Origin of the sequence: Rheinheimera hassiensis (genome assembly GCF_022436675.1) — a bacterium.
GTDB lineage: Bacteria > Pseudomonadota > Gammaproteobacteria > Enterobacterales > Alteromonadaceae > Alishewanella > Alishewanella hassiensis.
In genome coordinates this window covers 124,678-136,981 of the sequence record NZ_JAKUJZ010000007.1, presented here as the reverse complement: position 1 = coordinate 136,981, position 12,304 = coordinate 124,678, and the positions used below count along the sequence as shown (strand labels likewise).

The 12,304-nt window shown below is 48.6% G+C and carries 10 protein-coding genes; all 10 read right to left on the bottom strand.

Annotated elements, in window-relative coordinates:
* Positions 1-12: 12 nt before the first annotated feature.
* Entirely contained in the window at positions 13-1,344 is a 1,332-nt protein-coding gene (locus MJX74_RS16035) for a sodium-dependent transporter (RefSeq protein WP_240223973.1), read from the bottom strand.
* An 86-nt stretch (positions 1,345-1,430) separates the two neighbouring features.
* Complete coding sequence (gene prc / locus MJX74_RS16030) at positions 1,431-3,455, bottom strand: carboxy terminal-processing peptidase (protein ID WP_240223971.1); 2,025 nt, start codon at positions 3,453-3,455, stop codon at positions 1,431-1,433.
* A 17-nt stretch (positions 3,456-3,472) separates the two neighbouring features.
* Positions 3,473-4,192: an RNA chaperone ProQ gene (gene proQ / locus MJX74_RS16025; RefSeq protein ID WP_240223969.1), complete on the bottom strand. Its 720-nt coding sequence runs from the start codon at positions 4,190-4,192 to the stop codon at positions 3,473-3,475.
* Positions 4,179-4,487: a hypothetical protein gene (locus MJX74_RS16020; RefSeq protein WP_240223967.1), complete on the bottom strand. Its 309-nt coding sequence runs from the start codon at positions 4,485-4,487 to the stop codon at positions 4,179-4,181. Before MJX74_RS16020 ends, proQ begins: the two co-directional genes overlap by 14 nt.
* Positions 4,484-4,957: a GAF domain-containing protein gene (locus MJX74_RS16015; protein WP_240223965.1), complete on the bottom strand. Its 474-nt coding sequence runs from the start codon at positions 4,955-4,957 to the stop codon at positions 4,484-4,486. Before MJX74_RS16015 ends, MJX74_RS16020 begins: the two co-directional genes overlap by 4 nt.
* 151 nt (positions 4,958-5,108) lie before the next feature.
* Positions 5,109-6,938, bottom strand: coding sequence for a protein kinase domain-containing protein (locus tag MJX74_RS16010; RefSeq protein ID WP_240223963.1), 1,830 nt, complete (start codon positions 6,936-6,938; stop codon positions 5,109-5,111).
* A gap of 5 nt (positions 6,939-6,943) precedes the next feature.
* Positions 6,944-8,404 carry an AAA family ATPase gene (locus tag MJX74_RS16005; protein ID WP_240223961.1) on the bottom strand — a complete coding sequence of 487 codons (1,461 nt, stop codon included), beginning with the start codon at positions 8,402-8,404 and terminating at the stop codon, positions 6,944-6,946.
* Positions 8,405-8,497: 93 nt separating this feature from the next.
* Positions 8,498-10,066, bottom strand: coding sequence for a dihydrolipoyllysine-residue acetyltransferase (locus MJX74_RS16000; protein WP_240223959.1), 1,569 nt, complete (start codon positions 10,064-10,066; stop codon positions 8,498-8,500).
* A gap of 11 nt (positions 10,067-10,077) precedes the next feature.
* Entirely contained in the window at positions 10,078-11,055 is a 978-nt protein-coding gene (locus tag MJX74_RS15995) for an alpha-ketoacid dehydrogenase subunit beta (protein WP_240223957.1), read from the bottom strand.
* The gene (locus tag MJX74_RS15990; protein ID WP_240223956.1) at positions 11,055-12,239 is read right to left on the bottom strand and encodes a thiamine pyrophosphate-dependent dehydrogenase E1 component subunit alpha; all 1,185 of its coding nucleotides are present in this window, start codon (positions 12,237-12,239) and stop codon (positions 11,055-11,057) included. The genes MJX74_RS15995 and MJX74_RS15990 overlap by 1 nt, the downstream gene beginning before the upstream one ends.
* Positions 12,240-12,304: the final 65 nt, after the last annotated feature.

Here is a 12,304-nt window from a genome sequence, read left to right as displayed (position 1 = left end):
GTCAGCTGAAACTTACAAAGACCGGTAGAACATCACCACTATAATCAGTGGGCAGACAAACTTAACGTACCATGGCCAGATCCGCCAGAACCAGCGGTACTGTGCATGTTCGTCTGCTTTCTTCAGCTCTTGCAAAATTTCATTACGCTTCCATACCCAACCGGCAAATATACACAGCATCAGACCAAGTAAAGGCTGACTGTAACGGGTAGTTAATGTGATAACAAAACCGAACAAGCTGTCAAAGTTGAAAATAATAACGAGGCTGGCAGCAAAAATGATGGCAGCAACTACCCAAACAGATTTTTGCCTGGCAACTTTACGGTGCTCTACCATGTATGACACCGGAACTTCCAGCATTGAGATAGATGAAGTCAGCGCAGCGATAGACATGAGTAGAAAAAAAGCCAGTGATACCAGCAACCCAACCATACCCATGGTACTGAATAATGACGGCAACACAGTAAAGATAAGCGTATCTTCGGCTAATAACTGCCCGCTTTCACTGAAAATTTGCACACCGTTATGCAAAGCAACGTACATTGCAGGAATAATCAGTAAACCTGCTAATACTGCCACACCAATATCAACTAAAGATACCGCAGCACCTAAGCGGGGTAGATTTTCTTTCTGGCTAACATAAGAGCCATAAATCAGCATAGTGCCAACACCCAGCGACATAGAGAAAAAAGCCTGCCCCATCGCACTAATCAGCAAATCCGGGTTCAGTGCTTCTGCAAAATCAGGTAAAAGATAAACTTTCAGCCCTTCCATCGCGCCTTGCTGAGTCATAACATAGGCAAACAACAACACCATAATAACAAACAGGGTTGGCATCAGTCTTACAGACCAACGCTCAATACCGTTAACAACCCCACCACTGACAATACCAACGGTGAGAAACATAAACAGTGCACAAAAAATGATATTGCGGCTTAGTGAAAACGAAATAAGCCACTGAGCCAGACTAGTAAAGCCCGCCAGGCTAGCAAGAGCTTCCAGTGCATGGGCCAGCATCCAGCCACCGACTATGCCATAAAAAGCCAGGATTAGTGATACGGTAATCAGGCCACAGATGCCGACAAAACGCCCTGACCGGCCTTTGGATATCTGCCCCAGCGCATCAACTACATTAGACTTGGTTGCACGGCCAATCAATAACTCGGCCATCAGTACCGGATAGGCCAGTAAAAAAGCCAGGATTAGATACATTAATACAAAAGCAGCACCGCCATTGCTGGCAACCTGAGAAGGAAAGCCCCATATATTACCAAGCCCAACGGCAGAGCCTGATGCCGCCAGAACAAAGCCAATCCTCGATGAAAATTCACCGCGTGCACTCATAGTTAAACCTTTATAATTATTATGTTTTTCAAATTAACAAAAGGCGGTAATGAATACCGCCTTATAGGGTGTGTTATAGTTTGAGCTTATTTTTTAGCCAGTCTGGTTGCAGCTTTAAAATCTGCAGTAATGCTGGCAGCCTCTTCCAAAAACGCGTCTATTTTCTCTACCTGCTCCGGTACATCATCCAGTGACGTGACTTCTGGTAAACCCAGGCGTTTTAGCCGCTCATTGGTACGTACCAACTGCTTAGCTTTATTCTCATCACGTTCTGTAACGCGGTTGGCTTCACGCAAAGATACCGTTTTATCGTTCATCTGCTGCTTATAGTCAGCAATGTCCTGCATCAGATACTGAAATTCTACTTCTTTACTAATACGTGCCTGATGTTTTTGCTGCAATGTGGGTATCAGCGGAGAAATATCATTTAATGTGGTGTAGTTTGCCGCATTAATCGAATCCCATGGTAAGGCGTATTCCTCTTTACTCTCACCCCACTCGGCAGGATCTATTGCCGTAGGGAACTGAATATCAGGGATCACGCCTTTGTGCTGCGTACTGCCACCGTTAATACGGTAGAATTTAGCAATAGTGTATTGTACGCTGCCCAACGGGCTTTCAAACATATCGTAAATACGTCCCAGTCCGCGATGTTGCTGCACGGTACCTTTACCAAAGGTTTGCTCACCAACAATTAACGCCCGGCCATAGTCCTGCATAGCAGCAGCAAAAATCTCTGAAGCTGAAGCACTGTAACGGTCTACCACCACGGTTAACGGGCCATCATAGTAACTGACACCGTCATTATCTTGCGATACTGAAACCTTACCATCGCCTTCGCGAATTTGTACTACCGGCCCCCGGTCAATAAATAACCCTGTCAGTAAAGTAGCTTCCTGTAAGGAGCCCCCACCATTGCCGCGTAAATCGATAATAATGCCGTCGACTTTTTCTGTATTTAACTCAGCCAACAGCTTTTTGACATCGTCAGCAAGGTTATTATAAAAACCAGGGATGCTGATCACACCGATTTTCTGATCCAGCTCAGACAACACCGGCTTAAGTACTTCAGCTTTTGCTGCACGGTCTTCTAACCGGATTTTGTCGCGCACTATAGTAATAACCTGTGCCTGACTGGTGCCAATATCGTTTGCACCCACCACCTGCAGCCGCACTGTGCTACCTTTGGGGCCTTTAATAAGATCGACCACATCATCCAGACGCCAGCCGATAACATCAACAAATTCGGTTTTATCCTGCGCCACACCGATAATTTTATCTTTCGGTTTTAACTTTTGCGTTAAATCAGCCGGACCGCCGGGTACCAGGCTTTGTATCACCGTATAGTCTTCATCGGCACGCAACACTGCCCCGATACCTTCAAGAGACAGGTTCATCTCTTGCTGAAAACGATCGGCATTTCTGGGCGATAAATAAGAGGTGTGAGCTTCAATGCTGCGGGCAAAAGAATTCATTACCAGTTGAAATACATCTTCACTTTCGGTTTGTGCCAGACGTTTCTGTGTGCTGCGATAGCGCTTAGCCAGAATAGTGTTAACTTCTTCTGCTTCTTTGCCTGCCAATTTTAGGTTCAGCGCATCGAATTTAACTCTTTGCCGCCAAATTTCATTTAGCTCAGCGTCATTGGCTGGCCAGGCTGCGTCTTCACGATCATAGGCGTACTGATCTTCAACGGTAAAATCAAAGCCTTTATCAAGCAGTTGCAGAGCGTAGTCGAAACGTTCTGAGCGTCGCTTTAACGTAATGTTGAACATATCGAAAGCAAAACTCAGGTTACCTTTGTTAATACCATCATCAAACTGATCGCGGTATTTCTCAAAGCTTTCAACATCGGCTTTAGTTAATACGTTACGGTAGTAATCGAGGTTTTTAACATAGGTATCAAACATTCTGGAGGACAGTGCATCATCCAATTGCACATTTGTGTAATGGCCACGGGTGAACAGTGCGGCAATCCGCTTACTGGCAGTGGCATGTTGTGTATCCTGCGCCATAGTGGGCAGTACCAAAGGCTCTTGTGCTGCATCAGGAGCGGCATTAAGGCCAAAGGCTATAAGAAGTGCAATTGCTAGTGCTGAATGTTTTTTCATAAGCTACTCTGTGTTGTTCAGGCCAAAAACAAACTGTCCTGACGTGTTTTCACAACCATACCAGAACCCAGTTGCACAGTCACATCGTCTTTGTGTACTTCCAATACCGTTGCCGGCATTGGATTTTGTCCAAGTTTTATCAGCACTTTACTACCAACTATAACCTGGCCTGTTACCACCGGCTGCAAGGCAGTTGCTGGTACAGGAGCATTGTCTGTCTGTGATTGAGAAACAGGTTTCTGATTAACCTTAGTGCCTTTAGAGGGAAGAATTGCTTTTTTGTTCGGTGTTTTTTTGTAAGCAGGTTTGTCTGTTGTTACTGGCTGAGGATTTTTGGCCTTAGCTTCAGCCAGTTTAGCTTTGCGCTTTTCAGCCGCTTTAGCCTTACTTTCATCCAGTAATTTTCTGGCATGTTCGGCTTGAGAAGCGTCAATCGGCTCACCGGCTACACCATCTAAATCTATCCGGGTAACACCCTCTTTAGTTGCTTCCAGATAACGCCAGCTGGAAGTATAAATTCTCAGTGCCTGACGTAACTGGGTTTTACTGACAGTAGCATCGCTTTGCAAGCGACCTGCCAAGTCCTGAAAAATACCAACTTTCAGAGGTTTGGCTTCGCCGGTCAGGCTAAAACATGCTGGAAACTGTGTGGCAAGATACGCCAGTACATCTTTTACTGTTGCCGCTTTTACATTTTGTTCAGTTGGGGTGGTCATTAACGCTTCACTCTTCTTCATCTGCGGCATCCGCATTCGGCTTGCCTTCTTCCAGCTGTTGGCGAACATAAGCCAACGCCCAATCTATTAGTTCATCTTCGTCCGCTTCCAACAGCACAGTGCCGCCGCGCAGTTCATCCCAGATAGCGGGTAATAACTGCTCAACCTGAGTGCTGCTGATATCCTCGGGTAAACTTTGCCATACAGCATGATAAACAGCGTTTATCTTATCAGTTACCAGTTCTTCTTCACCTTCCCAGTCACCGATATCTGCCTGGTCGAACAAATAGTCGTGAATAGAAATAGTATCTTTCATAGTGTTACAGCCAGGTGCTGCTCAAACAATTCAATTAACTGTTCCAGCCCGGCTTTATCTTCTGCGTCAAACCGTGCCAGGCTGGGGCTGTCTATATCCAGCACCGCGATAATCTCGCCGTTGTGGCGCAGCGGTAACACAATTTCAGAGTTACTGGCGGCATCACAGGCAATATGGCCCGGAAATTCGTGCACATCTTTTACCAGTTGCACTTGCCCGGTCGCCACAGCTGTGCCGCAAACACCCTTTCCTACAGCAATACGCACACAGGCAACCTGGCCCTGAAATGGCCCTAACACTAATTCACCTGCGCGTATAATATAAAAGCCAGCCCAGTTTAACTCCGGCAGCTGATTAAATAACAATGCACTGAGGTTTGCCATATTGGCAATCAGATCGGTTTCGCCGTCGATCAACGCCTGCGCCTGCTGGTTTAGCAAACGATATAACGCGGTTTTATCGGTAGACATGAAGTATAGGTTTCTGACTAATGCTCAAAACCCGTACATTACTCGTTTTACCCGAGAATTTAAACCACTTCAGGGCAAAGATTTCCCCGCCTGAGCTGTTTTAGCTGTGGACTGAGCCTGTTTGGCTGAGATTTATACAGTTAGCCAGCTGTCAGCTAGTTATTTTATGTGGATTTGACGGATAGTAACACACCGGTTGCTGCGCCTGATGGCTGAAAAAGCGCGTGTCCTTGTAAGGCAATTTCATAAAACCGCCGACGCCCTCTCCGCTTATCAGCGACACTTTATGCAAAATACTGTGCAATAAACGCTTAAACTCAGGCTCCGCAACCGGGTCGAGCAAGCGATAATAACTGTGAACCTTCATATACAAGGTGGTTACTTCAAAAATAATACAGCCGGTGTGCCGAATTAAGTTCAGCTTAGCAATATCGTCCATAATGGCATTCGGCAATATCAGTTGCTCGTCCGGGTCTTTACCATCTTCAAAGTATGAGTGCTGCTTACTGGCATCTTCATTACTTAACACCGGCGCTAATTGATAAGGAATAGCCGCATCCGGCGGTGCTGTGAATGGCTCGCTAACGCTATCTCTGCTGATATGAATGGTATTGCGGGCGTTAAATAAACAGGCTTTAAAAATACCTACTTTGGCAATAGCACGGGCCAGCGTAACCACATTATTTACCGACAAAGCAAAAGACTGTGCTAAACGTTCATCATACAAATTCAGGCTGGAATCTATATAAACACCACCGGCTTGCCAGTGAATGGCGAGGCCACCTACCACCGGGAAGCGCGCCAGCCGGCTAACAGCAGCAACAAAGGCTTTTTCTGTTTCGCCCATGCCCTGCAAATAATTTTTGTAATAGCGCTCCAGTTGCACATCATCGACATACGCAATGCCTTCTTCTTCACTGTGCTCACGCAAAAACGACTTACGCGAAGAATAAACCACGGTATCCAGCTCCCGCACCTGCGGGCTTACCCATACCGGCAACAGCGGCGCTTCATCAAACAGCGGCAGGGGCGGCAGCACCAGATGCTTTAACCTGGGCATTTGCTGTAAAAAATAATCGCCGGCCTGAGCGCGCAGCATGGCATCGTCTGACAGCATACTGTCCAGCATCGTAGCAAACTCGACCGGCAAGCCGAGGCTACGTGCAGGTATCGCTTTACTACCAAAACGGCAAGACTGGCCGGATGCCAGCGCATACAAAGTGCCGGCAACGCCCTGCTCGTCAAAGCGCGGGCTGGACAAAGCACCGCTGCGCTGTTCCGGGCCGATAAAATACACATCGCCCATCCGTGCATTGGTGCTTTGTAAGTCTGCCGACATCAGCTGCATCACGTTGTTGGATAAATACTGGCCCTGTGCATCAAGCTGGGCAAACACCGACGAGCCCCAATCAATTAAACTGACCAGGCCGCTTTGCTCGTCAAACACTAGATTCGACGGCTTAACGTCGCCGTGCACTATTGGTATTAACTCACCGTCTTTAACATGGCTACGCAGCGCCAGCAGTACGTCAGCCAACTGGCAGGCAATATCCATTAACAGCCTGGCGCTTAAACGGCCATGCTTTAAGCTGTAATGCTCCAAATCCATGCCCTTGCCGCGTTGCATCATCAAAATACCCTGCTTCTTTACCACCTGATAGGTGATATAGCGTGGTACATTCGGGTGTTGCACCTGCGACAACATATAAGCTTCATCGGCCAGTCGATCCTGAATATGCTGCGGCAAATTAATGCGTGAAAACTTAAACACACAGGCCTGGCCGCCGCCATCCAATCCGGCAAAGGCAAAGCCATAGGCGCCCTTACCTATCAGCTCTATTTGGCTGTAACCCAGTTTTTCCAGCTCAGAAATACACAGCGCTACCCAATCTTTCAGCTTTTTTGCGTCATTGGCGTTAAGCAGATAAATTGACTGCTCTTCCGGAATATAGAAGTTTCGCAGCTGGTTCTTATATTGCATCAGCACTAGGCCTTAACGCAGCGTTCAAGCGCCCATTGGCGCAGTGCATTCACCTGCTCTGCCATTACCACCGATAGCGGCTGGGTAGCAGAAAGCTCAGTGACCAGATGAGCCAGGCTGAATTCCGCGTTGTCTGCACGGGCACGGAAACCGGCTCCGACTACTGCCTGCTCTAATTCCGCGCCGGAGAAGCCACGGCCTAGCGCCAGCGCCGACTGCAGCGCCTCGTCAGTTAAGCTAAGCTGGCGTTTTGCCAGGTGCAGTTTAAGCAGCTGCAAGCATTCTTCTTCAGTGGGTAAATCAACAAAGAAAATTTCATCGAAGCGGCCTTTACGCAGCAGCTCCGGTGTCAGTTCATGAATGTTATTCGCCGTGGCAACCAGAAAAACCTGCGACTTACGCTCAGATAACCAGGTCAGGAAACTGCCCAGCAAACGCCGGGTAACGCCGTTATCGCTATCGCCACCGGACAAGCCTTTTTCAATTTCATCTATCCATAACACACAGGGCGACATCGCGTCTGCAAGCGCCAGCGCCTGGGCGAGGTTTTTCTCTGTTTCGCCAATGTATTTGTTATACAGTCCGGCCATATCCAACCGCAGCAGCGGCAAGCCCCAACTGCCGGCAATGGCTTTGGCCGCCAGACTTTTGCCGGTGCCTTGCACCCCGGTTAGCAACAGCCCTTTGGGCGTGTCGGCTTGCTGCGCCACAAAGGCCTGATGGCGCTGCGCTATCCAATGTTTAAGGCTGGCCAGGCCAATCACGTTGTTAAAGCTAACGCTGTCAAATACCTGCGACAGCACACCGTCGGTTTGTAGCAAGCTGAACTTGGCACGGTTAATCCGCGGAATATCTGCGGCAGTAACAGCACCATCATCAGCAATGGCTTTGTAGGCTAAACGCTTTACCTCTTCAAAGGTTAAACCACGCAGATTTTGTACCAACAGCGTCAGATTATCCGGTGTCAGCTCTGCCGTTATGCCCTGTTTAACCGTATAGCTATCGGCCATTTCATGCACTAACTGGCGGATTTGTTGATCTGACGGCAAGCTTAGCTCAAAGCGATAACAAAAACGGGCCAACTCAGACGGCACCGCTATCGCGTGGCTTAACAGCATAATAGTGTGGCCCAGTTGCTCATGCGCCTGAGCGATTTCCTTGATATAGCGTACATGCTTAGGCTCGGCTAAAAACGGATGGAAATCGCACAACACAAAGATGCCGGGGTTGCGGGTAGCTTTAATTTGCGCCAACAAATTGGTCGGATCCGCATTAAATGCCTGGGCACTGTGCTCAGTATCCAGCCGCTGCAGGCCTTCGGTGATGGTCCATTTAAATACCGGCCGCATTAAATTTACCGCCAGCCGTTTTATCAGCAACAGCGCGCGGGGTTCTTCATAACTTTCAATTACAATCAGCGGGCTGTGTGCCTGCACCAGTACCCGTAAATCATCAAATTCGTGCATAGCTGTCTCTGAGCAAAGAAAATAAAAAAACCCACTACAATGAGTGGGTTTTAGCAGAAAGCAGCTTAGCTGCCAAGTACAAACGGTTGTCTGTCAGCGCATTGCTACCAGCATGGCTGAAGGTTGCTCCAGATACTGTTTCCACAGGTTGGTAAAGCGCGCTATGGTGCCACCGTCGATAACCCGATGATCGCCCGACCAGCTGATTTGCATTAGTTGGCGTGCTTCCACCTCACCTTTAGCATTAAAGCGTGGCAAGGTTTGCACCTTACCCAGTGCTACTATCGCCAGCTCCGGCTTATTGATAATGGGCGTAGCAACAGTGCCGCCAATGGCGCCGATATTAGAGATACTGATAGTACCGCCTTTTAAATCGGCCGGGCTGACACGGCCTTCACGGGCTTGCTCGGTTAAGCGGGTTAAATCGTTAGCAATATCAATAATAGATTTACGCTGACAACCTTTGATATTCGGCACCAGTAAACCAATTTTCGAGTCTACTGCTATGCCGATATTGTGATCGTCAAAATAGGTCAACTCAGTGCAGTCCTGGTTCACTTTGGCATTCATAATCGGGAACTGATTAATCGCCAGCGACAAGGCCTTTATAAAAAACGGCATCATGGTCAGCTTTACACCCTGCTTGGCATACTGGTCTTTTAAGCCGGCGCGCAGTGCTATCAGTTCGGTTAAATCAATCTCTTCACAGTAGGTAAAATGCGGAATGGTAGAAACCGACTCTACCATCTGCCGGGCCATAGCCGCTTTGATGCCTTTAATCGGCTCGGTAGGGCTACTGCCTGATGTTACAGTTGCAGAGGCTGTGGTGCTGCTTGCGTTTGCTGCATTACCCGTTGATGCAGGGGTCGGTGCTTTGCCATCAGCAAAAGCACGTACATCGTCTTTATATACACGGCCTTTGTCACCGCTGCCCGCTACTTTGCTGATATCAATACTCAGCTCGCGGGCTAAACGACGTACCGCCGGGCTGGCCAGAGCTTTACCATTAGAGCTGGTATTAGTGCTAACAGCGTCATTTTTTTGCTGTAGTGCACAGGCAGCTTTAGCCGGCGCAGCAGTTGGCGTTACAGCAGCAGCCTGCGGCGCGGATGCCAGACCGGCATGTTGCATAGCAAACAGCGGCGCATGCACTTTGGCAATCTCGCCTTTGGCGTAATACAGTTTAGTGACTTTACCTGAGTATTTGGCCGGAATTTGCACCAGCGCTTTGTCGGTCATCACATCACATACCGGCTGATCTTCGGCAATGTCATCGCCTTCATTAACTAACCAGTCGACAATTTCACACTCAACAATGCCTTCGCCAATATCGGGCAAAATAAAATCTTCGCTACCCGCAGACACCTCAGCCTCTGGCGCAGCAACAGCTTTCGGCTGCGCTGCAACCACTGCGTCATCAGTGCCAGCCAGTTGCATTTCAAACAGCGGCGCATGCACTTTGGCAATATCGCCTTTGGCGTAATACAACTTTGACACTACACCGTTATGCACGGCCGGAATTTGCACCAGCGCTTTGTCGGTCATCACATCGCATACCGGTTGATCTTCGCTGATGGTGTCACCTTCGGCAACCAGCCAGTCAACAATTTCACACTCAACTATACCTTCACCGATATCCGGCAGAATAAAATCTTTTTTCATCACTGCCTCCGTTAAAAGTTAACTGAGCGTTTTATCGCTTCGTAGGTTTTTAAATGATCCGCCACATACTCTTTTTCCAGCGCCAGCGGGTATGGCGTGTCCATACCACAGACCCGTTCAATCGGGCTTTCCAGATGCAGGAAACACATTTTTTGGATAGTAGCGGCAATTTCACCGGCAAAACCTCCGGTCAACGGCGCTTCGTGGTTAATGACCAACCGGCCGGTTTTCTTCACCGACGTCGCTACGGTATCGGCATCCCATGGCAATATGCTACGCAGGTCTATCACTTCACAGGAAATGCCGTCTTTTTCGGCCATCTCAACTGCTTTTTGCACAATTTCCATCTGCGCACCCCAGGCCAGCACAGTAATGTCTTTACCTTGTTGTGTTACCTCGGCTTTGCCCAGTTCAATTTCGTAGTACTCTTCCGGCACTTCGCCGGTGGAGGCGCGGTACAGCTTTTTCGGTTCAAAGAAAATAACCGGATCCGGGCAGGCAATAGAGGCTAACAGCAGGCCTTTAGCCTGATAAGGATCGCGCGGGATCACCACTTTTAAACCCGGGGTATGGGCAAAATAGGCTTCCGGTGACTGGCTGTGATAATGGCCACCGGCAATACCACCACCGTATGGGCTTCTGAACACCAAACCACCGACATTAAACTCATTACCGGAGCGGTAGCGGAACTTGGCCGTTTCGTTAACGATCTGGTCAAAGGCCGGGAAGATATAGTCGGCAAACTGAATTTCCGCCACCGGCTTCATACCCTGAGCTGCCATACCGTTAGCAAAACCGGCAATGCCCTGCTCGGTTAACGGCGTATTAAAGCAGCGTGCTTTGCCGTATTTTTCCTGCAGTTTGCTGGTGGCACGAAACACACCACCAAAGTGGCCCACGTCTTCACCAAAACACACTACGCTGTCGTCTTTGGCCATGGCTAAATCAAGCGCATTATTAATGGCCTGCAACATGTTCATTTTTGCCATTAGTCCAGTCTCCCCGCCGTTACCGGATACGCTTCCGGATAATTACGGATATGCGCTTTTAATTCATCTAATTGTTGTTGTAATGCCGGTATTGGCTCGGCGTAAACATCAGAAATAAGGTGCTCTATGCCAGGCTTGGCCACTTTTTCCGCCACTTTTAACGCATCGAGAATTTCGCTGCGCAGCGCTTCAATAGTGGCTTTATCGTCGGCTTCGTTCAACCAGCCTTTTTCTACCAGCCATAAACGGAAACGGGCAATAGGGTCGTTCTGGCGCCACTTTTCTTCTTCTTCTTTTGAGCGGTAACCACTTGGATCGTCAGACGAGGAATGTGCACCTAAACGGTAAGCAATAGATTCAATTAACACCGGCTCGTTATGCTTAAGTGCGTGGTCACGTGCCATTTTAGTGGCCTGGTACACCGCTAAAATGTCAGCGCCATCTACCCGCAGCGCTTTCATACCGTAACCGACTGCACGGCAGGCAATACCATCACCAACAAACTGCTCACTGGCCGGCGTAGAAATGGCATAGCCATTGTTACGACAGAAGAAAATTACCGGCGCCTTGTGTACCGCCGCCATATTTAATCCGGCGTGGAAATCACCTTCTGAGGCCGCACCTTCACCGAAGTAACAAATAGTGGTGTTAGGTAAACCGCGCAGCTTTTGCGCATAGGCATAACCACTGGCCTGGGGTATCTGTGTGCCCAGCGGTGACGAAATGGTCATATAGTAAATGTCTTTACTGCCGTAATGCACCGGCATCTGCCGACCTTTACCCAAATCTTTTTCGTTGGAAAACAGCTGGTTCATAAACTGCTCCAGCGTAAAACCACGATAACGCAATGCGCCCTGTTCGCGATACTGCGCCATGATCATATCTTGCTCTGTCAATGCCGCTGCGCTACCCACCGTAGTGGCCTCTTCGCCTAAACATTGCATATAAAAGCTGATACGGCCCTGACGCTGGGCGGCTAACATGCGCTCATCCAGTACGCGGGTAAACACCATGGTATCGTACATTTTAATGGCGGTAGCTTTATCCAACTCCGGCGCTACAGCACCTTCGTACAAGCTGCCATCGTCACGTAAAATGCGTAGTGTAGGAATTTTTAACGCATCACCGGCGGTAAACTCCGCAGTGTGCACCGTGGTAATGGTGGCGTTATTTGGGTTAGTCATAGGGTGTCTCTTGTTTGTTATACGTGTCAGACAGGTGGCAGCTCCGCCAACCCGGCCTTGGTATC

Coding starts and splice junctions, on each gene's coding strand:
- MJX74_RS16035 (WP_240223973.1), bottom strand. CDS start 1,344: ATGAGTGCACGCGGTGAATTTTCATCGAGGATTGGCTTTGTTCTGGCG.
- prc (WP_240223971.1), bottom strand. CDS start 3,455: ATGAAAAAACATTCAGCACTAGCAATTGCACTTCTTATAGCCTTTGGC.
- proQ (WP_240223969.1), bottom strand. CDS start 4,192: ATGAAGAAGAGTGAAGCGTTAATGACCACCCCAACTGAACAAAATGTA.
- MJX74_RS16020 (WP_240223967.1), bottom strand. CDS start 4,487: ATGAAAGATACTATTTCTATTCACGACTATTTGTTCGACCAGGCAGAT.
- MJX74_RS16015 (WP_240223965.1), bottom strand. CDS start 4,957: ATGTCTACCGATAAAACCGCGTTATATCGTTTGCTAAACCAGCAGGCG.
- MJX74_RS16010 (WP_240223963.1), bottom strand. CDS start 6,938: ATGCAATATAAGAACCAGCTGCGAAACTTCTATATTCCGGAAGAGCAG.
- MJX74_RS16005 (WP_240223961.1), bottom strand. CDS start 8,404: ATGCACGAATTTGATGATTTACGGGTACTGGTGCAGGCACACAGCCCG.
- MJX74_RS16000 (WP_240223959.1), bottom strand. CDS start 10,066: ATGAAAAAAGATTTTATTCTGCCGGATATCGGTGAAGGTATAGTTGAG.
- MJX74_RS15995 (WP_240223957.1), bottom strand. CDS start 11,055: ATGGCAAAAATGAACATGTTGCAGGCCATTAATAATGCGCTTGATTTA.
- MJX74_RS15990 (WP_240223956.1), bottom strand. CDS start 12,239: ATGACTAACCCAAATAACGCCACCATTACCACGGTGCACACTGCGGAG.